The following is a 24933-nucleotide window of genomic DNA, read 5'->3' as shown; positions in this document are numbered from 1 at the left end:
AATGGAAAAACTAGAATTCAGTAATGGTGACAAAATGCCTTCCATCGGATTGGGAACGTGGAAATCTTCACCTGGAGAAGTCTACAACGCAATAGTGGAGGCACTCAAAATCGGTTACAGGCATATCGATTGCGCAGCAATTTATGGGAATGAGACTGAAATTGGGCAAGCATTTCTGAAGGTGCTGTCTGAAGGAAACATCAAAAGGGAAGAGCTTTGGATTACCTCCAAACTCTGGAATAATGCACATCAGCCAGAAGATGTAATGCCTGCCTTGAAAAAGACTTTGCATGACCTACAACTGGAATATTTGAACCTTTACCTGATTCACTGGCCTGTTGTACTTCGGAAAGGAGTTGAGTTCCCAAGTCAGTCAGATGATTTCCTGAGTCTGGAACAGGTGCCAATTATAGAGACTTGGCAGGCGATGGAAGCATGTGTAGAAGCAGGGTTGGTAAGGCATATTGGCGTGTCCAACTTTAGTGTGAAGAAGCTGGAAGACCTTATGAGTAAGGCTACTGTCAAGCCTGAGATGAATCAGGTAGAAGCGCACCCTTATTTGCAGCAGCTAGAGCTTTTTGACTATTGTAAAAGCAACCAGATCCATATGACAGCCTATTCTCCATTGGGGTCTAAAGATAGAGCTGCACAAGCGAAAAAAGAGAATGAACCGAACCTGTTTAAAGATGAAACGGTGCTGAATATTGCAGATAAGCACCAATGTTCGGCAGCGCAAGTAATGATTGCTTGGGCAGCACAGAGAGGAACAGCAGTGATACCAAAATCGGTTAATCCAGAACGTCTGAAGCAGAATCTTGAGGCTGCCAATGTAAAGTTGGATGCAGAGGACATGAAGCAGATAGCGTCCTTGGATAAAGGTTATCGTTTTATTGATGGCTCATTTTGGGCGATGGAAGGTTCCTCTTATTCTATGGAAAATCTTTGGGATGTATAATCATCTCTTTTTATATTGATACAAGAAATCATCCCGTTGGTGAGGCCAGCGGGATATTTTTTTACTTAAAAATGAAGGTCATGGAAGAGCATTTAAGTTGGAGTGAATTTGCTAGAGTAGAAATGAGGGTAGGAACTGTAATGGAAGCTGAGGTTTTTGAAAAAGCCAGAAATCCAGCACTGAAGTTACAGGTAGATTTTGGAGAAGAATTGGGAATCCGTAAAACTTCAGCGCAAATCACCAAGCTTTATCAACCAGAAAAACTGATAGGTAAGCAGGTGATTGCAGTTGTCAATTTTCCGCCTAAGCAGATTGCCAATATTATGAGTGAATGTCTTGTATTGGGGGCTGTTGGAGAAGCTGGAGAGGTAACATTGTTGCAACCGGAGCGACCTGTACCAAATGGATTAAGAGTTGGGTGATAACTATTTTTTATAATTGACAACCAAATGCTTCATCACAGAATAGTCGTTTTTGCAGCTGTGGCAGAACATGGGAGTTTTACGAAGGCAGCCATGCAGCTGGAAATTTCACAGCCTGCTGTAACTAAACAGGTAAAAGAGCTTGAAAAAGAATTAGAAGTAAGACTGGTAGACAGAAAAGGACAATTTATAGCATTGACAGAAGCTGGAAAGTTGGTGTTGGCGTATTATCATAAAGGAGTTGCACTTCAGCAGTCTTTGGAGTTGGAATTGAGTGATATTCGACAACGTTTTTCAGGTTCATTGCGAGTAGGGGCCAGTACCACGATAGCCCAATATATCCTGCCTTTTGCATTGGCGCATTTTTACAAAAAGCATCCTGATGTAAAAGTGAAAGTGGAAAGTGGCAACACCCAGCAGGTGCAGGAAAAGCTGATAAGGGGAGAGATAGATTTCGGAATTGTAGAAGGTCTTCCTAACAACAGGAACCTACATTATGAACCTATCATAAGAGATGAGATAGCTGTGTTGGTAAATGCCGAAGGGAAATATGCACAACTAGATACCCTGAATGTTGATCAGTTAAAAACAATGCCTGTAATCTTAAGGGAGAAGGGATCTGGAACTTTGGATATTTTGGAGCAGGAGCTCGAAAAGCAATTAGGGTTAAGGGTTGTTGATATGAATATTGTCATGCAACTTGACAGTACAGAAGCTATCAAAACTTTTGTCAAGACGACTGATAGCATTGGGTTCTTTTCTGTTCCTTCTGTTATGATGGACATTAAGGCTGGAAGCTTAAAAATATTGGATGTAGAAGGATTGGATATCAACCGGATGTTTTATGTCATTTATCCACAAGGACCCGCTCCTCATGGTATGGCTGCTCAGTTACTCAAGTATTTACAGTATTATCATCAATTTGGTTGATCGTCGCATTATAACTTTTAGTTATAAACTATGAATAATTACTATTGGTAATAGAAGTTCATAGACTTAGTTTTGTCATAAGTGCTAATGCAAATAACTGACAAACTATCTTATGAAAGCTATTACTGCCAGCCGTCCGGTTTCATTCTTAATGATAGGGATTTCTATCTGTTGTTGCCTATCTCCTTGGGGTTCTGCACCTATTGCACTTTTTTTGGGTGTGTTGATTGCCTTTTTCTTCAGTAATCCATTCGAATCGCTTTCAGCTAAACTAAGTAAGCAACTTTTGCAGTATTCAGTTGTGGGGTTGGGGTTTGGTCAGAACCTTTTTGTGGCCTTAAAGGCAGGGCAATCAGGTTTTGTGATGATTTTGGTTTCAGTCGTATTGACGTTGCTTTCTGGAATATTGCTAGCCAAATGGTTGAAGGTAGATTTCAAGGTGGGGTACTTGATAAGTGCTGGTACTGCTATATGTGGAGGTAGTGCCATTGCCGCAACAGGACCTTGTATAGATGCGAAGAAAGAGCAAATGTCAATTGCGTTGGGTACAGTATTTATTCTGAATGCCATAGCACTGTTTGTTTTTCCTTATATAGGACACTTATTCTCTCTTTCTCAACAACAGTTTGGCACTTGGTCTGCGATCGCTATTCATGATACAAGTGCTGTAGTAGGTGCAGCTAGTATCTATGGGGAAGAGGCGTTGAAAGTCGCCACTACTGTCAAGTTGGCTAGGGCTTTATGGATTATTCCAGTTGCTTTTATTTCGACATTTATAGTAAAAGGGAATAAGGAAAGTAATCGTAAGGTGAGTATACCCTATTTTATATTCTTCTTTGTCATTGCCATGTTGGTCAGTACTTTCTTTCCTTCTATTCATATTGTCTCGCCTCTGATTGTAATGATCGCTAAAAAAGGGTTAGTCGTTTCACTCTTTCTGATTGGATTGGGGCTATCTCCTAAAGTAGTAGGAGAGACGGGCTGGAAGCCAATATTGATGGGGGTAGTATTGTGGGTGACTGTATCAGCCTTGTCTTTGGTCGGTGTAATGATATAATAAAAAAGCCTGCTAGTAGTTAGCAGGCTTTCTTGTATATTTTTTTCTGAGAATTTAGGCACCTCTTTTTTTAGGTGAGTTACTCATGATAAATTCAATTTCACCACCTTGTTTGATATCGGAATGTGGCAAAACGAATCCGTCCAATGTTTTACCATTTACTATAACCTTATCTACATAAACATTGTCCTTACTTTGGTTTGTTGCTTTGACTTTAAGCACCTTTCCATTTTCCAAATGTATTGTAGCTGCCTTCAGTGATGGACTTCCTACAGCATATTCACCTGATCCTGGCGTAACTGGGTAGAAACCCAAGCTGCTGAAAATATACCAAGCACTCATTTGTCCCGCATCATCATTGCCACAAAGTCCATCAACTGTCGGACCATACATGGTATCCATAATCATCCTTACACGTGCTTGCGTCTTGTGAGTGTCACCAGTCCAGTTATATAGGTATGGGATGTGGTGTCCTGGTTCATTGCCATGTACATAAATACCAATTATGCCATCTCGGGTAATGTCCTCATGGTTTTCAATGTACTTATCCGCAAGCTCCATTGAAAATAGTGAGTCCAAGTGTTGGCTAAGCTGTGCTTTGCCACCCATCATCGCAACCATCTTGTCGAGCTGATGAGGAACGTACAGTCCATAGTTCCATGCATTTCCCTCTATAAAACCCTGTCCATAGGTATCAAGCGGATCAAATCCTTCCTTGAATTGTCCATTGGATAATTTTGGACGCATATACCCAATTTTTGGATCATAAACATTATTGTAATATTCTGATCGACCCAAAAATTCCTCTTTTGTCTTATTGTCACCTACACTCTTAGCCATTTGGGCAATACACCAATCATTATAGGCATATTCCAATGTTTTGGATACAGATGAATGGCTCTTATCATCAGGAACAAAGTGGTATTCCATATAATCGCCTACTCCATCAAAGTATGGAACCTTTGCCGTATTGACTGAAGCTTGTAAGGCTTTTTGTCTATCGAAATCTCCTACATCTTTGGAGATGGCATCGGCAATTACTGAAGTAGCATGGTAACCGATCATACACCAGTTTTCGTTGGCATAATGACTCCAAATAGGGAGCATATGGTGTACACTTTGGTCATGGTGTGCCAACATGGATTTGATCATATCATTGTTACGCTTTGGTTGAAGCACATTGAACAGTGGGTGTAATGCCCTGTAAGTATCCCATAGCGAAAAAGTAGTGTAGTTGGTAAATCCTTCGGAAGTGTGGACATTTTGATCCAGTCCCATATACTGTCCATCGACATCTTCGTAAATAGTGGGGCTAAGCATAGTATGATACAAAGCTGTATAAAAAGTTGTCTTCTCTTTTTCTGTGATGGTTTCAGCTTCTATTTTGGATAGCTCTTTATTCCATTGCTGTTTTGTTTCTTCCCTTGTTTTCTCAAAGTCCCAGTGAGGTATTTCAGCATTCAGGTTTTTCAAGGCACCTTCTGTACTTACTGAAGAAAGCGCAAACTTTACTTCAATTTCCTCATTTTGCTCTGTATCAAAATTGAAATATGCTCGGATGTCTTTTCCTGCCATTTCAGGGAAATTTTCCGTTTCATTAAACCTTCTGTAGAACCCGTTGTAAGTTACCTTATCATATTTCTTATGCCCATAACTCTTGAATGGTTTAGAGAAGTGCATGGCAAAATAAACTTTTCTGGTACGAGCCCAGCCTTTTGTCTGTCTGTAACCCGTAACGGTTGAGTCATTTTCTACACGGATAAATGTCCATACATTCTTGTTGTCGTGATGGTATATATTGTATACAAGATCCAATAGGATGTGGGCATTATCGGATTGTGGGAAGGTATATCTGTGATATCCGACACGTTCAGTGGAAGTCAGCTCAGCAGTAATGCCATAACTGTCCAGTTTGACTTTATAGTAGCCTGGTGAGGCTTCTTCTTTGTCATGAGAGAAAGTAGAGTAGAATCCTTTTTTACCTGTTTCAGTTTCCAGTGGATCAAGAATCAGGTCACCTGTGGTAGGCATTACCAGAAAATCACCTAAGTCTGAATGTCCTGTACCACTGAAGCTGGTATGGGCAAATCCTAAAATGGTCGAATCTTTATGCTGATAGCCCGCACAGTATTCGTAGGTTGTGGAATTGTAGCTGCCATCTTCCTTGAACATTACCTCAAAGTTGGTTTGAGGACTTAGCTGAACCATCCCGAATGGCGCTGTTGCCCCTGGAAAGGTATGTCCCATCTTACTTGTTCCAATAAAAGGATTTACATACTGTGTATAATCTGTCTGGCTCGATGTGGCAGAAGGCGATATTTGAGACGTATTCTTTTGACATGATAAACATGTAAAGAGTACGAATGAGAAAAGTAAAACTCGTTTCATTTAATCAGAATTGATGTTGGTTGAAAAGTAGAGTTGTTGAATGATTACACTGTAAACTCAATAATTATCCAAATAAAATAAAGAATAGTGCTATTTCCATAAAAACAAAGCCCAATCATTTATCATGATTGGGCTTTGAAATAGTTTTTAAATAAAAATTATAGGCTTAGCTGACCTGATATCTTGATAGCAAACTCTGGGGCATGACCATCAGTGTGGGTAAGTCTATGGACAAAGTCAACCCGTATAATCTTAAAGATATTTTCCATTCCATAACCAACTTCTGCATATGGCTCTCCATTCAGACTTTTTAAGTGGTCTTCAGGAATGTCAGACAGAATAGCGGCTTTATTTTCGTCACTCAGTGAACCGTATAGGATTCTGGAAGTGGCAAATAACCTAACATTTAGTTTATTTAATATTGGAATTCTGTTGGCAATGAGACCTTCAAAATGATGCTCCAGATTGAGTGATGCATATTGGTCACTGACAAATTCCATAAAGTTCATCAGGTTAAAGGCATATGCATTGTAAAATACAGGAAGCTCATTGCCCAAATGTACTCCAAGCATTGGATAAGGCAGTACATCAGGAATGTAAGTACCAGACAGCTGATAGCTGGTTTTACCAAAGCGCCCCATACGGAAAGAGTGGTCAATACCAGCATAGAATTTTTGGTATTCAAACTGACTTCCCAATAGGTTAGGGATTCCATAAGAATAACGTAACGTTAGCGCAGGTCTGTCATCTGTAGTGAATACAGCGCGGGTATTGTACTCTGTATAAAACATCTTATGACCTGGAGCAATCTTTAGCTCACCAACTACTTCTGCATTTACATAGTTGCTACCACTTAGTTCTGGTTTTTCAGGGTCAAGGCTGTATTCAAAGTCAAAAGCAGGATCAAAAGAGCTTCTTCTTAAAGTAACTTTTGCTGTAACACCTTTCGTTAGGTCGGTTTGGAACCAAAACCTAGATAGCTCATTATAATAAGCTTGTGTTTGTTCGCCCCATCTGGTGGCAGCCATAAAAGCAGGGTCCTGGTTTAGGTCATCATCAAAGATACCGACACGCTGTAGGTCATACTGATGCATAAAACCAAATTGAGTCCACTTGATTCTGTTGGCAATATAACGGAAGGTCATATTGTACTTGAGCTTGTTGTCTCCCGTACCATACCCTAAATAACCTGCCAGTACATATTTGGTACTGAAATCCACGTTGGTAGTGGCTCCAAGTCTGAAACGGTGCTTTTCTATGTCATTATTGGCATAAACATGGGTGTATGTACCCAAATCGATCTTACCAACATTGATATAGCCATTAAAGGCAATATCAAGTACATTGACTAGGTTTTTTACCCTTGGCAATGTCTTGATAGACTCAACAGTATTAATTACCTGTTGTTCTTCTTCCGTAAGTGGATCAGGTCTGCTGCTGCTCCAATAGGTTTCTTCTGCAGGGTCATTTGCATCTTTCTCAATGATGATATCCTGAAGGTAGAAGGTGGATGGTTTTTCTTGGTTGACGATAAAGTTTTGGTTAGCCACTTTGGTATCAACCAATAGCCCACCCCATCTGTCGTTGAGGTTTTTGGCTTGTATTTTTATCCTTGTGTTTTTCGGTAACCAAGCACTCCCTTTTTCAGGTTGTATCAGCTCCTGCTGAATCTCAATGCCTTCTACAAAGTTGATATTGGCAGACTCACTGACTTTAGCATCAATTTTCTTTAGCGCATAACCATGTGCTTCATCCGTGATCCACATAGTACCTGTAAAGGCCAGGTCTTCTTTCCTTTTAGGTTCAAAGGTGATCTTATAACATGGAATACCATCCAGATCGTGCATCTGGAGTTCAAGCTCGTATTCATAGAAACCTTTCCACCCAGAGGCAATTGGGGAAATAAAACCTTTTTGGAGAATGCTTACCCAGTTATCGTAAAAGTTATAATCCTGAAAAGCAGCGCCTGTAAGTTGAGAGAGTACAGAACCATCCTCTACGCCCAAGCCTGACATACGGGTTTTCTGTACGTGTTCAGTCCGCTTTTTAGGATTATTGATAAAGTACATATCAGAAACTGACTCCGAAATAAACAAAGGCAAGGATGTAGCTGAGTCGGTACCAGTATGGTGTTCAGCCACTTCAATCATCTGTTTGATTGTGCGGTTATTCCGAAGTTTATCCGTCAGGTTGTTGACGTAAATTTCGTTACGGGTATATGACTGAAACTGAAATGCCTTTAGCTTATTCAAGTCATTTTCATTTCTGTGCTTGAGTACATTCTCAATTACATCCCAAGCAGGATTTTCATACCCTTTGCGAGTTACAACTACCTCATTCAAGCTTAAAGCAGTAGAATTCAGCTCAAAGTCAATGGTCTGGTTGCTTTTTCCCTTTGTAAGCGCTATGCTTTTTGATTGATAACCAATATATGAGGCGACTAGAGAGTCTGCCGTATGGGTGGTTTGTAAGATGTAATTACCGTCCAAGTCGGTAGTGGTTCCCTTTGTGCTGCCTTTGAGGAAGACGTTCGCAAAAGGAATCCCTTCTTTAGTCTCTGCATCTGATACTTTACCTTTTATCAAAAAATCCTGTCCGTAGACATGTCGAGAAAACAGTAGTACCAATAATGCAAAAACGGATTTCTGTATCTTCATTGAAGTTGGTTAAAACTTATTGAAAACTTAGCTGATCGCTATAACCGTGATCGCAATGGATTTATTAGATCAATTCTTTGTAACGAAAATGAAACGAAATATGGTTAAAAAAGTTTAGCTAGAGATAACGGTTAAAAATACCTAAAACGTATTATTGAATGATTATTCAATTGGTTAATAGAGGATTGTAATATATAAAGGCAGTTGCCAATAGGATAGAGGAGGTTTTTAAATAAGAAAAATTAACAAAAGATAAAGGTGATTTCCCTCAGTAATTGAATAATAACTAAGGGAAATCATTGGTTTTAAGCCTCTACCTGCTCGTGAACAATTTTTAGTTCTGACGAAGTACCAAATACTTTTCTGTCAAAGAAATAAGAAGTTCCCAAAAGTAAGAAGGCGACAAGCGCACCTTCAAACTCACCATCACCAGCCATGATATGTGCACCGAAAGCCATGACAAAATTGTAGAAGAAACCTGCATAAGCTAGGTTTTTCAGGAAGTTTGAAGGCTTGGTCAGGATGGTGATAGCACCCAAAGCCTTGGCTGCCGCTAATGGGTAAAGTAAGTAAACGGGATAGCCTAGTGCGGCAAAGTTGACAGCAATTTCTTCGTACTTGAACACATACATGCTAGCTGACATCAGCATCATGGCACAAAATAATCCCGTTACAGACCAGTAGGTGATCTTGTTTCTTTTTTTCATGTTTGTTTAGTAATAGCAAAGAGTGTTAAAAGTTGAGTTACTAAACCGAAGACTTACCCTTTCCAGATACCGAATTTGCCATTTTGATAATCTAGATAAGCTTGCTGGATTTCTTCCATCGAATTCATTACAAAAGGTCCATGAGCAACGATTGGCTCATTGTATGGTAATGCATGTCCGAAAATAATCAAGCTGTCTTCAGTTGCCTCAATATCAATATTTTTTCCATCATTTGTAAACTCAACAAGATGACGCATTGATACTTCTTTCCCATTAACCGATACCTTCCCTCTTACGACATAAAATAGAATATTTCGTTCCGCTTCTACCTCGAAAGAAATCTTTCCTCCAGCTTTAAATTCTAAAGAACTTAGATATACATCAGTTAGCGAATCAAAAGCGCCTTTTTCTCCATTCCAGTTTCCGCTGATGGCTTTAATCCTCACTTTTCCATCATCAGATTTTATATGTGGGATACCTTCCTCTTGTAAGCCGGTATAGTTAGGCTCGGTCATTTTATATTTGGCAGGCAGGTTTACCCACAATTGAAGAATCTCAAGGTCTCCACCATTTTCTAAAAATTCCTCAGAAGAAGTCTCGGCATGTATCAATCCCTTGCCTGCGGTCATCCATTGAATACCTCCACCATTGATCACACTTTTGTAGCCATTGTTGTCTTCATGTGCTATATCACCATCAACAATGAATGTGACTGTTTCAATACCCCTGTGTGGGTGTGGTCCAAATGGCAGTCCGTTATTGTTTGGTGGATAAGTTTGAAAGCCATGGTGATTCAAAAACAGGAAAGGATCAATGTGTGGCAAGTTGTGAGTTGGCATAGGTGAATACGTTTCCAGATCTGCAATAGGACGATATTCAGCTATATGAATTTTTTTGATGGTTCTCATATCTATTGTCAATTTTTGAAGTTTTCAACTAGTAAACCAAAGCAGATAGATTTGGTTTGTAAAAATATAGTTTAAACATTGATTTTTGAGATTGAGGGTTTGAAATATACTTTATTGGCTATGAAGGCCATTTCATATAGAGGTCAATCCATAATGTTCAATTACCTTATATAGGTTGTATATTAGCTGAATACGGCTTTATGTCATAAGTGAATTATATTCATTGAAAAATGTTTATTAAGTAAGAATTGTAATGACTGGTTTTATCTGTATTGGAATTTAAAACTTACACTTATGCCAAACCCTTTCTTTAAAGCCGTCAGAAAAACGGTGAAATATTGGTACGTTCCGCTAATAGTTGGGATTATCTTTATTGCAGCCGGTATCTGGACCTTCACTTCTCAGCTTGAAGCTTATCTGGCGCTAGCGCTTATCTTTAGTCTTTCATTTATTTTTTCAGGCGTATCAGAAATTGTATTTTCGATAGCAAACCGTACCCATCTTGAAAACTGGGGATGGATGCTTTGTTTCGGAATCTTTACTTTGATCATAGGTTTGCTTCTCTTGCTGAACCCTGAAATTTCAATGACGACACTTCCTTTCTATGTAGGATTTGTTGTCCTGTTCCGTTCAATTGGAGCTGTAAGCACTGCCTTGGATCTTAAAAATTACGGAGTGCTGGATTGGGGGAATTTATTGGGAGTAGGAATACTGGGAATCATATTCTCCTTTATTCTGCTATGGAATCCTCTGTTTGCTGGGTTGACTATTGTATTTTGGACAGCTTTAGCATTAACAGTTACAGGATGCTTCAGCATTTACTTTTCCTTTAAGCTTAAAAAACTCCATGACCTTCCTAACAAGGTGCCTGAAGATCTAAAACACGAATACGAAGATCTTCAGATGCGTATTCAACAAAGAATGCATGGTCATGGTCACCATCCTTCTTGATGGTCTGACTGATGAAAAAAGCCCACCCTTTGTAGAAAACTGTTCTATCAAGAGTGGGCTTTTTGTTTATCTATGTTGTAATACCAAACCGTTATTCTGATAAATTGGAATGTTGGTGTATTGTCAAGTAATAGTAATCATCTAGCAAAATTTTAAGGAATGGGTTTCCTTTTTTGTAGGTGTCAATGACTAGTTTTTCCTGTAGTTTGTTACTAAGTAACATTGCTAATTCATAACTATTTGAGTTAATAGGAAGTGCAAGGGTTTTTTCAATTATTTTTACTTGCTTATCCGTTAAACTTATGGCTTGTGGGTAGGTTACAGTATGGTGTTCATCAAACTTTATTGGTCTAAATTGTACAGAGCGATTTTTTTCTTCATCAGAAATAACTGTTGTTTTAGCTACAATATCACCTACACGCTGTCCTTTTCCACCAATAATGATAGAAAGAATGGCAACAATACCGTAAAGAGGGATGTCAATAAGACGAAAAAGCCATCGCATTAAGAATTGACCAATACTTGGCTGAGAGCCATCTATTGCTATAACCTTAATTTTTAAGGCAACTTTTCCCAAACTTCTTCCTTTATTAAATATTTCAAAAAGGACAGGGTAAAGTAGGTAGAAAAATATGGCAAGGTAAATTAGAGTTTTAAGGGCTTCTTCTGATTGTGTTGAATTAACTATTAAAAGCAAAACAATGAATAGGGCTCCTAGAATAAGATTATCTATAAGATAGGCTCCAATACGACGTGTTACAGTTGCAGGTGTATACGAAAGTGTAACGTTTTGACTGTTTTGGAAAGAAACGTGCTTCATTATTCAAAAAATAAAATTAGAGATAAATCTAAGTCTTTTAAGGTGTCAACTCTGTGTATCTGTTATAACGCTCCAACTTATAAAAACTGTTAGATATTTTTTGAAGCGATAATAAAATAGATATATTTCGATTTAAAGTATTGTATTTTTTTATGAAAGAACCAATTTTTATTCACAACAATCAAAAAAAATGGGAGAATATTGAAAAGGCGTTAATTGGGCCTGAACAATTATCTCCGGATCTATTGGCTAGTTATTATACAGCACTTTCTGAAGACTTATCCTATTCCCAAACTTACTATCCAGGAAGTGATGTGACGGTCTATCTCAATACCTTAACGGCATCTTACCATAAGCAGATTTACCAAAGTAAGCAACAGGATAAAGATAGGTTTAAGACTTTTTGGACAGAAGAAATCCCACTTGAAACCCGTAAAGCTCACCGTTATTTACTGTATGCATTACTGATTTTTTCGTTGAGCTGTTTGATAGGTGCTTTATCAGCAGCGCATGATGAGACATTTGTACGCCTAATTTTGAGTGATGCTTATGTGGATATGACATTGGAAAACATTAAAAATGGAGATCCAATGGCTGTTTATAAGTCTCAGGACAGTGGTTCAATGTTTTTAGCCATTACAACCAACAATATTAAGGTATCATTTTTGGCATTTGTTTCTGGGGTCGTAAGTAGTATAGGTACAGGGTACATTCTTTTACGAAATGGAATTATGCTAGGCGCTTTTCAATATTTTTTCTTTGAAAAGGGCGTATTGATAGATTCGTTATTATCTATTTGGATACATGGTACCCTAGAGATTTCAGCAATTGTGATAGCGGGAGGTGCAGGAATGCTGATGGGAAATTCGTTTCTGTTTCCGGGGACTTATTCAAGAAAAGAGTCTTTGATAAGAGGAGGCCGTAGTGGCCTTAAGATTATAATAGGCCTAATTCCTGTATTTATTATAGCAGGATTCCTTGAGTCTTTTGTTACCAGACAGACGGATTGGCATTGGAGTATTAGGGTGGGAATTATCCTTTTTTCTTTGGTTGCCGTTCTATATTACTATATCTATCTACCTATTCGAGCAGAGAAAAAAGTGGCAGCTTTAGAAGCTGAACATAATAGTTAAAGTAATTACAATCGAATTTTTAGTGAAATCGAATTAAAACCAATTATAATAATCAAACTCATTAGTAGAGGGTGACTTGTTGAGTAAAAAGTCATTTAATTATTTATCAATTATGAATCAAAATCTAGACTTTAAAAGAGCTCGAAGAATGAGCGAAAAAGTGGACTTTACTTTTTCTTTTTGGCGAAATCACTTTAAATCTCTTATCAGTGCAATACTGGTAATTGCGGGGCCATTTGTCCTTCTAGGGGGAGGTATTTCAGGTTATTTTTCGAGTGAAGTATTATTTGGTGTTAATCAAATAACAGCAACATTCTCATCATTGATTGGAGTATTATTTACAAGTATTGGAGGAATGTTTGTATTGTATTATACCTTGTTGTATGTGAAAGTGTTTCTTGAGACGAATGAGGTGCCTACTTTTAAAATACTATGGGAAAGAAAAGAGGAGGTAGGATTAGGGAATATGCTTTTAAGTATGCTTGGGTTGAGTGTGATATTACTTTTCGGTTTTCTTTTTCTTATCATTCCCGGTGTATACATGTCGGTGGTATTTTCTCTTTTGCTCCCTGTAATGGTGTTTGAAAAAAAATCATTTAACAATGCGTTATCTAGGTCATCGTTTTTGATTAAAGAAAATTGGTGGTCTTCTTTTGGGTTCTATTTTGCTATTGGAACAGTTGCTGGTATAATTGGAGTAGTTGTTAATAGTGTACCAAATATGTTTATGATTTTTGGTGCAAGTCAACAAGTAGATGGAGGTGAATTACCATTCTATTTTCAGCCGTTAATTATCTTGTTGACAATGGTTGCATCTCTCATCGCATTTATGATTAATACTGTAAACTATGTAGCTCTTGCTGTTAATTATTTTAGCTTGCTTGAGGATAAGGAAGCCGTTAGTCTGAAAGATGAGATCTTGACAATGGAATAGGTGTAAGATATGAAGAAATATTTCAAAGCAAGTGCCTTACTGCTCTTACCTATATGTTTACAGGCACAGGAGAAATTACTAGCATCTTTTTCAGAATCAAAAGTGCACAAACTAAAGGAAAGTTCTGATTATCAATATCAACTTCCTTTTATGCAGGTGACTATTATTGATAAGTTAATCGATGGTGTTAAATCATTTTTTTTAGAATTGTTTTCTCAAGTTGTTTTAAACCCTATAGCATCTATTATTAAAAATTTATTTTGGCTAATAATAATTGGGCTAGTCATCTGGGGACTTTACCTTCTGTTTAAATCTCAAATCAGTTTCATGTTTTATAGTCAGAAAAAAGGAAACTTTTCACGGACTATATTAGGTGAAGAAGTCATAAGTAATATACCCCTATCTGATCAGTGGCAGGATGCTTTTTCAAGACAAGATTATAAGGAAGCTGTAAGGCTGAGGTATGTCATGGCTATTGAGAACTTGCAAGAGAAAAAGCTTGTTAACCTGAACCGAATCAAGCAACACTCTGATATTTTAAGAAAAATAGAAGGCAAACAGGTTCATGACCCATTTGACAGGCTAGGGTATTTTTTTCAGTATGTCTGGTATGGTAATTTTAATATCGAAGAACACCTGTATGAACAGGTTGAACAGTCATTCCAGCAGTTTGAACAGGCATTGCATAAAGCACCATCATCATGAAGAAATATAAAGGATATTTGATATTAGGGTTGGCTGTGGTTGCTTATTTTTTTATGGTGTCTACATCTAATAAACAGACTGATTGGAATGAGCATTATGACTCCAAAAGCACTTCACCATATGGTACAAAAGCACTGATTGAGTTACTTCAGGATAAACCATTTGGAGTAGGAGTAACCCATACCCGCAAGACATTCTATGAAATATGGAATGAAGAGTCTGTAACGGATTTGATGGTTATTGCTGATAAATTCTTTGCAGGTGATGAAGATCGAAATTCAATTATTGAAGTGGCTGAATTAGGTGGGAATATACTTTTGGCAGCTGAAAAGATAGATGCGCGCACAGCGGATACATTGGGATTGGAGTTAGAATATGAGTACAGTGATATTTATAGGGTGCCGGAAATAAACGAAAATAATATCTCGGATATTGATACAACTTATCTGCAAGCAGGAGACCTGAAAGGCTATTACTCAGACTTTGATCTAAGCTTTTATATAGCCAAATATGATAAGGAAACCTCTACAGTACTGGCAACCAATGAAAGGGGGCAAGCAATTTATGTGAAGGTCAAAGTGGGAGAAGGAAATGTCTATGTGTTGACTACTCCTAAGGTGTTTGCCAATATCAATTTGCTGTATGAGGATAATCACTATTTAGTAGCCAAGATTTTATCAGAATTGCCTCAAGGTGAATATGTCCGCTCAGAACTTTATACACTGGGAAGGGGGCTTTCAAGTTCACCATTCAGGTACTTGGTTTCTCAAAATGCACTCAAGTGGGGATTCTATATTTTGCTGTTGACCTTGGTGATCTTTATGATATTTGAGTCTCGTAGAAAACAGCGGATTATACCTGTGATTGAGCCGCCAGCCAATATGTCGCTTTCACACCTGAATACCTTGACGCAGCTTTACCTTAAGAAAGGAGAAAATAGTAACCTCTTGGAAAAAAGAAAGGTGTACTTTTTTGATGTGCTAAGGAAACGTTTTTTTATTGATCCGATCAATACACAGCAAGACCAGTTGGTAGAAGCTTTGAGTATCAAGACAGGATTGGGGGTGAAGGTACTGAATAAGTTAATTGACAGTTTGGAGATGGCAACGACCAATCCAACAGATGATAAATTCTTTTTTGACGTAAATAGACAGTTGGACAGCTTCTATCAGCATATCAATAGCTAATCTAAACTGATTGAAATAAGACATGGAAAATACGATAGACAGATTTGAAAATAGAATAGATACTACTGAACTGTACGAAAGCCTTAAAGCTGTAAGAGCATCAGTAAGTAAAACAGTCAAAGGACAAAGACAGATGATCGATTTGCTGTTGACTGCTTTGTTGGCTAACGGACATGTCTTGATAGAGGGCGTGCCGGGTGTAGCGAAGACATTGACAGCGAAAGTATTGGCCGCACATATTTCAGGTAATTATAAGCGGGTTCAGTTTACACCAGACTTAATGCCATCTGATGTTATAGGTACATCGGTATTTAATGCACAGAAAAATATTTTTGAATTCAGAAGGGGACCTGTTTTCGGAAATATCGTGTTGGTGGATGAGATCAACCGTGCTCCTGCCAAAACACAGTCATCACTGTTTGAAGTGATGGAAGAGAGACAAATCACCTATGATGGAACTACTTATCCAATGGACGAGCCGTTTATGGTGTTGGCTACGCAGAACCCTGTGGAGCAGGAAGGAACCTATCCTTTACCTGAAGCACAGTTAGACCGTTTTCTTTTTAAGATTAATGTAGACTATCCAGAGGCAGAAGATGAATTCGAGATTCTGAAAGCCAATAATGGACAGCAGAAAATCTGGAAACCAGAAGAGATTGAAACGCTACTGGATGCTGCTCAAATTGCTCATTTCCGAGAACTGACACATCAGGTGATCGTGAAGGATGAAATTATGCAGTATATCCTTCAAGTAATTCGAGGAACTCGTACATGTGGGGAGCTTTATTTGGGTGCTTCACCTAGAGCAGGTGTCGCATTGCTGGCGGCATCAAAAGCTTGGGCCATCTTGCAAGGAAGGGACTTTGTAACGCCAGATGATGTTGCGTCAATGGCAATCCATGTACTCGGACATAGAATTATCCTGACAGCAGAAAAAGAGATGGAAGGAGAGAAGCCTCATAGAGTACTGGAAAGAATTATCAAGACCGTAGAAGTACCAAGATAATGCATTGGAAGCCAGAGCAGAACAGTTGCTGGCTTCATACACCTAAAACAAGCGACCGTGTTTTTTTCAAATAGATTTTATATAAGCAGTCTTGCGTTGGTGGGTGGCTTCGTGCTTTCGTATATATTTCCAGTGCTGCTGTTGCCGATGAAAGTGCTGTTTGGGATATTTTCATTGATTATCATGATCGATATTTTTATCCTATACAGACAAAAACAGGTGCTGACAGCTCATCGGACAGTAAATGACAAGATGTCTAATGGAGATGCCAATACAGTTCATATTTCGGTTGATAGTTTGGTTGATTTCCCTGTCTACTGTACGCTGATTGATGAAGTACCTCCTCAGCTACAACGTAGAGATTTGACCTTTGATTTTAAGTTGGAAGGAAGTCAACAGGAGCAAATTCAATATGCCTTGGTTCCTAAAACAAGAGGAGAGTATCACTTTGGACAATTAAGGTTGTTGGTGTCCACCTCTTTTAGATTAGTAAGACGAAAGGTTTCTATTCCTCAGGAGCAGGTAGTGAAAGTTTACCCTTCCTACTTGAAGCTGAAAAAGTTTGAGTTGATTGCTTTTCATACAGGCCACCTTGAAGGCGGAATCAAGAAAACTAGAAAGATAGGTCAGCAGAAAGAGTTTGACCAGATCAAAGAGTATGTGGCAGGAGATGACTACCGTACAATCAATTGGGCTGCTACTGCCCGTCAGCAAAACCTGATGGTAAATCACTATCAGGATGAAAAGGCACAGCAGGTGTACTCATTGATAGATATGGGACGTTCCATGAAAATGCCTTTTAATGGAATGACGCTGTTGGATTATGCAATCAATGCCACTTTGGTTTTGTTACATATTGCTCATAAGAAACAGGATTCTGTAGGGGTGGTTAGTTTCGAGAAGAAGGTAAATACTTTTTTGAAAGCTGGTAGACTCTCAAGGCAGATGAAGTTGGTATCCGACCAACTTTACCATTTGGATACAGGTTTTCATGAAAGCAATATGGCGGAAATGAGTACGCTTGTCAGAAAAAAAATTACCCATAGGAGTTTGTTGATGCTTTATACCAATTTTGAACATAAGGAATCATTGGAACGAAATCTCCCTTACTTGCAAGTGTTGGCTAAGCGCCATGTATTGGTAGTGGTACTTTTTGAGAATTCGGAGCTGAATGACCTCTTGGAAGAGGAGGAGGATACAAAGTCTGCTCTTTACCGAAAAGGTCTGATCGAGCAATTTTCAATGGATAAAAGACTTATCGCCAAAACACTGAATCAACATGGTATTCATGCAGTGCTTACCACTCCTGAAAACCTGACAGTAGATACATTGAATAAGTATTTAGCCCTGAAAGCTAGAGGCGTAATTTAAAAAAGTAAAGAAGCCCCCGTTTTAAAACGAGGGCTTCTTTTATTTCAAAATATCTGTAACAATATTGTTAGCCCAAACATGAAAACCTTCTTTGAGGTTGGTTCTTGGAAATGGCTCAGAAGGGACTTCCTTGCCAAGGAAAGAACACAGTGGTTCCCAACCATCTTTTGGGTCAAAAATTAATAGCCTTTCTTTTGGAATGGTGCTTTTTACTTCCTCAATGTGTGCTTTGTATTTTTGTATCGCAAACTCCTTATTTTTGAATTGCCCTTCAAAAAGATCTCCCCATATTGATTTTTTATTGAGAATGATCACCTTAAGTAGGTTTCTGGATAGTTGTGAAAAAGGTAGAGATAGAATCATTTTGAGTTTGTTGCCAAGACTGGGTTCAAATTTGAAAATGGTCGTATAAGCACTGTTGTACCAACTCTCAGGATCTCTCATACTTAGAATGACTTTGGCATTGGGGTAATGTGCTGCCAGTTCTTTGTAATACATGGCTCCCGGAAAGTCAACAATAGCATTATAACCTTCAAATAACTTGTCCCAATCGACATGTCTCTTTTTGAATGCATCTTGCCAATGGGTTACGCCTTCAGGATTTCTGAGTAGCTCTTCCATATGGTAACACTTACCATAGCCAAGTTTTTCCAAAGCTACTTGCAATGATTTTGTGCCAGTCCTGCCGAACCCGGCACCAATTACTTTTATACTCATTTTTTGGGGTTTATGATAGCACTTCTATGTGCATGGTAAATTGGTGGTTTTTAATTCAATTCTGGGTAACTGGACCATACTCTCCTAAAAGCGCTTGCAATAAGTCAGGTCTGTCTGTTATGATTCCGTCTGCTTTTAAGTTAATCAACTTACGCATTTCGGTAGAATCATTGATGGTCCAGAAGTGAGTAGCAATTCCTTGCTGTTTCATTTTGTTGATAAACCGCTCATCAGCCAAACTGATACCTGAAGATTGTGTCGGTACCTGAATACTGCTCCCTTTTGGGTGATGGAAGTATTCTAGACCTACTTTATTCAGAAGTACCATCTTGGTGATCTCTGGTTTAGACATGGATGTATAAACTTTTCCCTGTGATATTTGTCTGAAATACTGAAGAGGTTTGGCATAAAAGGATGCTACAATCAATCGGTTTTCTGCATGGTACTTCTCAATGAGTTCCCAAAGCAAATCGGCTGCTTTTGTCCCTGCTTCACCATTGTTCTTGATTTCAACAATCATATCCATATCAGGAAACCGTTTGAGTACTTGCTCTAAAGAAGAAATAAGAACTTTTGTTGTTTTATAGGGCTGATCACCTTTCAGATCTGTAAATCGGTATCCAAAATTAAACTGCTGAAGTTGCTCAAAAGTATAATCTGCAACAGCACCGGTCGCCTCACTGGTTTCATCAATGGTAAGGTTGTGGTGAGTGACCAGTATATGGTCTTTGGTCAGGCAAACATCCATCTCCAGCATGTCTACCCCGTATTGCAAACAGCTTTCAAAAGCCAACATAGTATTTTCAGGATAAAGCAGCTTAGCTCCTCCATGAGCGATAATCAGTGGCCTGTTTTGTTTTTGTCTGAAAGGGTTATGCTCAAATCTTTGTGGAGTAGGTAAAAGCTTAATGACCGTGCCCGCTGTAATTGCTATTCCAAAAAGGTTAGTATGATTTTTTTCATATCTCTAAACGTTCAATCAACAGATTATATAAGTTTAAGCTTTCTATTGATAATCCAAACTATAATGCCCCACATGACCCCCGATACAGCTCCCATAATGACATCTTCCATTGTATGTACATGTAAGGCCATGCGAGAAGCAGCAACAAGTGTAGCCCACACAAAAAATGGTGCCGTAAGCCATGTTTTATCCCTGTATATACTTAACAAGGTTAAGCTCAACAGCGTCGCTAGCAAGAATGCATTCTGTGCATGACCAGAAGGCATCGAGTAACCCGTCTCATGTACCCAGTGTTCGAGTAAAGAGTTGGGTATATCTACAACACTTGCTTTTGCATTGGGGGTCGCTAAAATCTCCATCAGTGCTGTTCGCCTGTCCTCTTTTGTGGCATTTGTCAGATAAAAATCCTTGGCATTCAATAACCCTCTAGCTTCCAATGCAGAGATGGACGGTCTTGGGATTGCCAGATTCTCTTTCAGAAAATGCTCATTGATTGTGGCTATGCCTTTCATCATTAATAATGAAAATACAATGAATATCAGGCTTTGATATCTTTTGGTATGCAAAAAGTGAAAGCCACCTGCCAAAGTAACCAGTCCAATAGTGGGATATGTAATGGCAGAATCAGCGATCAGTAGCCAGTAAGTTGTGAGAGTGTCTGACTGGAGTGCCATACCAAAGAATGGTACAAAAAGGTTGGTGATAACCAATGAAATAATAGCACAAACTAGTACAATGATGATAGCAAAAAAATGGTTTTTCATTTCACTTTCTAATAAATAAGTATGAGTAACTTTTCTCCATGTATATACTCTGTCTATACATGGAGAAAAATGAACGATAGTAGTTTTCTGTTTGCAATATTGTCTAATTTTAATGGCTTATTGAAAATGAAAACTCAAAAATATCAGAAGATAACCTATGCTTAACAAATACTTTTTCAGCTTGTGGATACTGCTACTGCCAATCATTACACTAGGGCAGGAACAAGGTACAAAGTTGCAAGCTTTTCATAACCTGATGGATGGGAAATGGGTGACAGAAGGCAAGTGGGAAAATGGAACCCCTTTCAAACAAGAAATGACCTTTGAGTGGGGATTGGGTAAGACATTGGTAAAAGTGAAAACCTTTGGTATAACCAATATGGAAACAAAGTCATTTGGTTTGAGAAATGAAGGTATTCGTACATGGAGTAAAACCGATAGTACTATACGCTTTTGGGAGTTTGATGTATTTGGAGGAATTACAGAAGGGGTTTGTTTGGTTGAGGGGAAAGATATCCACTATGAATATGAGTATGGGAAAGAACGCCTAAGGGAGAGTTGGGTATATAAGGATCTCAATACATACCAATATAGAATAGGTGTTTACAAGAAAGGGAAATGGCAGAAGGTATATATGGATGCTGTTTATAGAAGGGAAAGCATTTGATATCCAGTAATTGCCTAAAATAAAAAGACCATCAAGGTTTTGTACAGCGATTCCTTGATGGTCTTTTTTATATATAACTATCGAATGTTATGCAACTTTCTTACGCTTTTCCAGAGATACTTCAGAAGCAGATTTTCTCATCTTAATGATACCAACCCAGTTCAGTACCTTTATAATCAGGTAGGTCACATCAATTTCGTGCCATCTAACACCACCAAAGTTGGCTCTTGAGCCGTATGTGTGGTGGTTATTGTGGTAACCTTCACCCATCATCAGAAAATCGAAAGGCAACAGGTTTGTTGAAGTGTCCTTAGTCTTGAAGTTGATATAACCGATTTTGTGTGCAAACCAGTTGATAATAGCTCCGTGTACAGGAGACATCAGGAAGTGGATTGGCAGTAGTAGGAACATCCACCAGTGTGTTGCAAACTGGATATAGAAAAGAGAGTATACAACACCCCATCCAATTCTAGAGTACCAGCTGCTGGCAAAATTGTCAAATGCATGCCATTCAGGTACATCTTTCGTGTATTTTTCTTCTACTTTGAATTTACCTTTGCAAATATCAGTGTAGATATTTTTAGTCTTCCACATCATATCAAACAAACTTGTTGAATAAGATGGTGAGTGTGGGTCATGCTCAGTATCAGCATGGGCGTGGTGTAGCCTGTGCATAATGCCATAACCGTAAGCACTCAGGTAGTTAGAGCCCTGGAAGATATAAGTCAGGATAAAAAAGATTTTTTCCCATGTTTTAGACATTGTAAACATCTTGTGTGCTGCATATCTGTGCAGGAAAAATGTCTGGAAAAAGAGCGAAGTGTACCAGTGCAGTACGAAAAATGCTAGAATAATCATTCTCTACTATTTCATTAAACGTGAATTGGGTTCTCCCCTTTGATTTCATTACTACTAATAATAGCGAAAGCACAGATTTGTGACAGAACCCTTTAATTTTTTTTAAAATATTTGATAAAAGGTTGATAATTAGTGAGAGAATTTTGGACTTGAAACAACTTTTATTCAATTAAGTTGTTAATAGTGAACCCAGTTCAAGGGGGAGTAAAGTGCATCTCACAAAATTTTTATGCACTTTTGTATTTAGACTTAACGTCAGGTAGAAAGTGTCAAATGGAAAAAGAGAAGGTTTGTGGGAGACACTTTTCAGAAAATGTACTTAGTAGGAAAAATTAAATTGAAAGATATAAAATGATTAACGTTACTGATAAAGCCGCTGAAGAGATCATCAAATTAAGAAAGGCGGAAGGCCGTACAGAAGACTTCAATGTACGAGTGGCTGTCAAAGGAGGAGGGTGCTCTGGACTGATGTACGATCTTGAATTCGACAATGAGACACGTGAATCAGATGAGGTGTTTGAGGATAAGGGCGTAAGCATCTACGTAGACAAGAAGAGTTTGCTCTACCTGTTAGGGACGACACTGGACTTCTCAGACGGTCTTAACGGTAAAGGATTCCAGTTTATCAACCCGAATGCTTCACGTACTTGTGGTTGTGGCGAAAGCTTTGCTGTATAAGCTTTACCTTACTTCTTTCTTAATAGTTGAAGGAGCCTTTTGCACGTGATGCAAGAGGCTTTTTTATTGTACGAGCAGTAAATGGTTTCTTTGATTTAGTATAAATGAGCTAGCAAAGAACAAAAATGAGTGATTGTAAAAGGTTTTTAGGCATAGTGATAAAAAAAGCTGATTTTTGTATTTGACCTTGCTGTTAAGCTTGATTCATTTTTTGAGTTTATGACCATGAGTGAAGAAAATTTTAATCTATCATATTTAAAGATGCTCTTTGATGAGGAGGATCTGATTTACCTTCTTCCCGGAGAAGAAGAAGCTTTTCATCTGGACTTGCCTGAGGAGACAGAAGAAGAGTTGGAAGATGCCTATGAGGTTGAAGAGACTGAGCCTGAAGAAGTGGTGGAAGTTCCTAAAGTGGAGGAGAAAAAGGCTGAACGAAGTACTGCTGAGGGGTATAAGTTCTTTGGTGAGAATAAGCGAAAAATACTGGTCTTGTTGGAATACAGCCAAGGGGACCTGCTGAAGAGTAAAGAGTTTGACCTGTTGCTGAAAATTATGGGTTCAATCAACTTGACTTTACATGAATTTGCGGTGGTCAACCTCCTGAAAAATGATAATGTTACGTTTGAAAAACTGTGTAAGCAGTTTGAGCCAAGCAAGATGCTTTATTTCTCCAGTGCTGATGAAAGCTTCCTGATAGAAGGACAGTTGTTGAAATATCAGCCATTGGAGTTGAATGGGGTAGAAGCCATCGTAGCAGATAGCCTGACACAAATGTTAGTGGGAGAGGAAGCTGTAGAGAAGAAGAAAGCCTTGTGGCAGACCTTGAAAGCGTTCTTTCTAAAAAGGATATAGCATAAAAAAATCCCTTATGTTGACTAGAAGCAGCATAAGGGATTTTTATTTAGATCATTAAAAGCCTCCATATTCCAGAGATAAATACCAGAACAAGGGAAATGGGTGTCAGGTATTTCCAGCAGAGTGACATTAGTTGGTCAACCCTGAGTCTAGGGTATGTCCATCTTACCCACATCTGTGAGAAAACAAGTAAGAGGGCTTTTGAAAGTACCCAAAACATTCCCCAAATATTTCCTGCAATGGTGCCAGGTGCCCCACTTGTCCATTCAGCCAGTTTTACGGGTCCCAAGTTAGGGAGAGGAGTGTTCCAGCTACCTAAAAACAGTACAGCGGCTAATAAGCTAACTAATAGCATTGTACCATATTCTGCCAGAAACATATAAGCAAAACGAATTCCGGAGTATTCTGTGTGAAACCCTGCAATTAATTCAGATTCTGCTTCAGGAATATCAAAAGGAGCTCGGTTAGCTTCAGCTAACGAAGCTATATAATAAATGACAAATGCAATCAGCAGAAATGGAGATCGTATAATGTTCCATGTCAGTATTCCACCAATATTGGTCACATCTATTCCTAATGCCTTAATGCCAAAAAGGTAGTTGGCTTCATCTGAAACCATTGGAAGATAGATACTTTGCTGAATGCTTATTTCTTGAAGGTTAAGCGTTTGTGAAATCATAACAACACACAAAACTGCAAGACCTAAAGGGATTTCATAGCTGATCATTTGGGCAGCGGCACGCATAGCGCCATAAAGAGAGTATTTGTTATTGGAACCCCAACCAGCCATTAGAATACCGATTATATCCAAGGCAACAATGGCTAGCAAGAAGAAAACACCTACTTCTGCTTCAGAACCAATCAGGTCAGGAGATAAAGGTATTACAGCAAACCCAGCAAATACAGCGGCAAACATAACCATAGGCGCAGCTTTAAACAGAAACTTATCGGCAGCGGCAGGAACAGTGTCTTCTTTCATCAGGAGTTTCAGTATATCTGCAGCAGTTTGGAGTAAACCAAACTTACCGGTTTCCATCGGACCTAACCTGTCTTGAATAAATGCTGAGATCTTTCTTTCCCCATAAACACCTCCATAAAGTGCATAGACAGGGATAAGAAGTAAGAGTATTATCAGTGCTAACATGCTATCAGAATAGTCAAAGTATTAACCTTCCATATGTTGGAAGAAATTCAGACTGTAAAATTGAGATACAAATTTATCGTTTCAAAATACAATCTTACTACCTTTTAGTTGATCTTTTGTTTGCAATTGCCTCGAAAATCTAAAAAAACACAACC

The 24933-nt window shown here is 38.5% G+C and carries 24 protein-coding genes; 14 read left to right on the top strand and 10 right to left on the bottom strand.

The window, feature by feature from the left end; translation table 11 throughout:
* The first annotated feature begins 1 nt into the window (after nucleotide 1).
* From V6R21_RS22355 to V6R21_RS22340, 4 genes are all read left to right on the top strand, one after another.
* Complete coding sequence (locus V6R21_RS22355) at nucleotides 2-955, top strand: aldo/keto reductase (protein WP_334245764.1); 954 nt, start codon at nucleotides 2-4, stop codon at nucleotides 953-955.
* 80 nt (nucleotides 956-1035) lie between these two features.
* Complete coding sequence (locus V6R21_RS22350; RefSeq protein ID WP_334245763.1) at nucleotides 1036-1377, top strand: tRNA-binding protein; 342 nt, start codon at nucleotides 1036-1038, stop codon at nucleotides 1375-1377.
* A 27-nt stretch (nucleotides 1378-1404) separates the two neighbouring features.
* Nucleotides 1405-2307: a LysR family transcriptional regulator gene (locus tag V6R21_RS22345; RefSeq protein WP_334245762.1), complete on the top strand. Its 903-nt coding sequence runs from the start codon at nucleotides 1405-1407 to the stop codon at nucleotides 2305-2307.
* A 112-nt stretch (nucleotides 2308-2419) separates the two neighbouring features.
* Nucleotides 2420-3364 carry a YeiH family protein gene (locus V6R21_RS22340; RefSeq protein ID WP_334245761.1) on the top strand — a complete coding sequence of 315 codons (945 nt, stop codon included), beginning with the start codon at nucleotides 2420-2422 and terminating at the stop codon, nucleotides 3362-3364.
* A gap of 54 nt (nucleotides 3365-3418) precedes the next feature.
* Here V6R21_RS22340 and V6R21_RS22335 read toward each other — a convergent pair whose 3' ends face one another.
* From V6R21_RS22335 to V6R21_RS22320, 4 genes are all read right to left on the bottom strand, one after another.
* On the bottom strand, nucleotides 3419-5752 hold the full coding sequence (locus V6R21_RS22335) for a GH92 family glycosyl hydrolase (RefSeq protein WP_334245760.1): 2334 nt from the start codon (nucleotides 5750-5752) through the stop codon (nucleotides 3419-3421).
* 158 nt (nucleotides 5753-5910) lie between these two features.
* The gene (locus V6R21_RS22330) at nucleotides 5911-8409 is read right to left on the bottom strand and encodes a DUF5686 and carboxypeptidase-like regulatory domain-containing protein (RefSeq protein WP_334245759.1); all 2499 of its coding nucleotides are present in this window, start codon (nucleotides 8407-8409) and stop codon (nucleotides 5911-5913) included.
* Nucleotides 8410-8714: 305 nt separating this feature from the next.
* A complete protein-coding gene (locus tag V6R21_RS22325) occupies nucleotides 8715-9116 on the bottom strand; it encodes a DoxX family protein (protein WP_334245758.1) in 402 nt (133 codons plus the stop codon).
* Nucleotides 9117-9169: 53 nt separating this feature from the next.
* Entirely contained in the window at nucleotides 9170-10024 is an 855-nt protein-coding gene (locus tag V6R21_RS22320) for a pirin family protein (protein ID WP_334245757.1), read from the bottom strand.
* Between the two features lie 294 nt (nucleotides 10025-10318).
* On the opposite strand from V6R21_RS22320, the gene V6R21_RS22315 reads away from it, so the two are divergent.
* Nucleotides 10319-10975, top strand: a complete 657-nt coding sequence (locus V6R21_RS22315) for an HdeD family acid-resistance protein (RefSeq protein ID WP_334245756.1) — start codon at nucleotides 10319-10321, stop codon at nucleotides 10973-10975.
* 91 nt (nucleotides 10976-11066) lie between these two features.
* Here V6R21_RS22315 and V6R21_RS22310 read toward each other — a convergent pair whose 3' ends face one another.
* A complete protein-coding gene (locus V6R21_RS22310) occupies nucleotides 11067-11795 on the bottom strand; it encodes an RDD family protein (protein ID WP_334245755.1) in 729 nt (242 codons plus the stop codon).
* Nucleotides 11796-11947: 152 nt separating this feature from the next.
* On the opposite strand from V6R21_RS22310, the gene V6R21_RS22305 reads away from it, so the two are divergent.
* The 6 genes from V6R21_RS22305 to V6R21_RS22280 all read left to right on the top strand — a co-directional run bounded on the left by V6R21_RS22305 (nucleotide 11948) and on the right by V6R21_RS22280 (nucleotide 18131).
* Nucleotides 11948-12928 carry a stage II sporulation protein M gene (locus tag V6R21_RS22305; protein ID WP_334245754.1) on the top strand — a complete coding sequence of 327 codons (981 nt, stop codon included), beginning with the start codon at nucleotides 11948-11950 and terminating at the stop codon, nucleotides 12926-12928.
* 148 nt (nucleotides 12929-13076) lie between these two features.
* A complete protein-coding gene (locus V6R21_RS22300; RefSeq protein ID WP_334245753.1) occupies nucleotides 13077-13862 on the top strand; it encodes a hypothetical protein in 786 nt (261 codons plus the stop codon).
* Nucleotides 13863-13871: 9 nt separating this feature from the next.
* Nucleotides 13872-14567 (top strand): hypothetical protein, encoded by a 696-nt coding sequence (locus V6R21_RS22295; RefSeq protein ID WP_334245752.1) that lies wholly within the window; start codon nucleotides 13872-13874, stop codon nucleotides 14565-14567.
* A complete protein-coding gene (locus V6R21_RS22290; protein ID WP_334245751.1) occupies nucleotides 14564-15754 on the top strand; it encodes a DUF4350 domain-containing protein in 1191 nt (396 codons plus the stop codon). The genes V6R21_RS22295 and V6R21_RS22290 overlap by 4 nt, the downstream gene beginning before the upstream one ends.
* Before the next feature lie 22 nt (nucleotides 15755-15776).
* Nucleotides 15777-16760, top strand: coding sequence for an AAA family ATPase (locus V6R21_RS22285; RefSeq protein ID WP_334245750.1), 984 nt, complete (start codon nucleotides 15777-15779; stop codon nucleotides 16758-16760).
* A gap of 183 nt (nucleotides 16761-16943) precedes the next feature.
* On the top strand, nucleotides 16944-18131 hold the full coding sequence (locus V6R21_RS22280; RefSeq protein ID WP_334245749.1) for a DUF58 domain-containing protein: 1188 nt from the start codon (nucleotides 16944-16946) through the stop codon (nucleotides 18129-18131).
* Between the two features lie 39 nt (nucleotides 18132-18170).
* On the opposite strand, the gene V6R21_RS22275 is transcribed toward V6R21_RS22280, so the two are convergent.
* The 3 genes from V6R21_RS22275 to V6R21_RS22265 all read right to left on the bottom strand — a co-directional run bounded on the left by V6R21_RS22275 (nucleotide 18171) and on the right by V6R21_RS22265 (nucleotide 20576).
* The gene (locus V6R21_RS22275; RefSeq protein ID WP_334245748.1) at nucleotides 18171-18848 is read right to left on the bottom strand and encodes a sulfotransferase family protein; all 678 of its coding nucleotides are present in this window, start codon (nucleotides 18846-18848) and stop codon (nucleotides 18171-18173) included.
* Nucleotides 18849-18903: 55 nt separating this feature from the next.
* A complete protein-coding gene (locus tag V6R21_RS22270) occupies nucleotides 18904-19686 on the bottom strand; it encodes a glycerophosphodiester phosphodiesterase (protein ID WP_334247595.1) in 783 nt (260 codons plus the stop codon).
* 149 nt (nucleotides 19687-19835) lie between these two features.
* Complete coding sequence (locus V6R21_RS22265; protein WP_334245747.1) at nucleotides 19836-20576, bottom strand: phosphatase PAP2 family protein; 741 nt, start codon at nucleotides 20574-20576, stop codon at nucleotides 19836-19838.
* A gap of 157 nt (nucleotides 20577-20733) precedes the next feature.
* On the opposite strand from V6R21_RS22265, the gene V6R21_RS22260 reads away from it, so the two are divergent.
* Nucleotides 20734-21243 (top strand): hypothetical protein, encoded by a 510-nt coding sequence (locus V6R21_RS22260; RefSeq protein WP_334245746.1) that lies wholly within the window; start codon nucleotides 20734-20736, stop codon nucleotides 21241-21243.
* Nucleotides 21244-21330: 87 nt separating this feature from the next.
* On the opposite strand, the gene V6R21_RS22255 is transcribed toward V6R21_RS22260, so the two are convergent.
* Complete coding sequence (locus tag V6R21_RS22255; RefSeq protein WP_334245745.1) at nucleotides 21331-22101, bottom strand: acyl-CoA desaturase; 771 nt, start codon at nucleotides 22099-22101, stop codon at nucleotides 21331-21333.
* Nucleotides 22102-22452: 351 nt separating this feature from the next.
* Here V6R21_RS22255 and V6R21_RS22250 point away from each other — a divergent pair, with 351 nt between their 5' ends.
* The gene (locus tag V6R21_RS22250; RefSeq protein WP_334245744.1) at nucleotides 22453-22779 is read left to right on the top strand and encodes a HesB/IscA family protein; all 327 of its coding nucleotides are present in this window, start codon (nucleotides 22453-22455) and stop codon (nucleotides 22777-22779) included.
* A gap of 225 nt (nucleotides 22780-23004) precedes the next feature.
* Nucleotides 23005-23631, top strand: coding sequence for a hypothetical protein (locus V6R21_RS22245; protein ID WP_334245743.1), 627 nt, complete (start codon nucleotides 23005-23007; stop codon nucleotides 23629-23631).
* Between the two features lie 49 nt (nucleotides 23632-23680).
* On the opposite strand, the gene V6R21_RS22240 is transcribed toward V6R21_RS22245, so the two are convergent.
* Nucleotides 23681-24778 carry a complex I subunit 1/NuoH family protein gene (locus V6R21_RS22240; RefSeq protein ID WP_334245742.1) on the bottom strand — a complete coding sequence of 366 codons (1098 nt, stop codon included), beginning with the start codon at nucleotides 24776-24778 and terminating at the stop codon, nucleotides 23681-23683.
* Nucleotides 24779-24933: the final 155 nt, after the last annotated feature.

The sequence above is a fragment of the Limibacter armeniacum genome (genome assembly GCF_036880985.1).
GTDB lineage: Bacteria > Bacteroidota > Bacteroidia > Cytophagales > Flammeovirgaceae > Limibacter > Limibacter armeniacum.
Note: the sequence above shows the minus strand (reverse complement) of the source record. Positions and strands in the feature narration are given on the sequence as shown.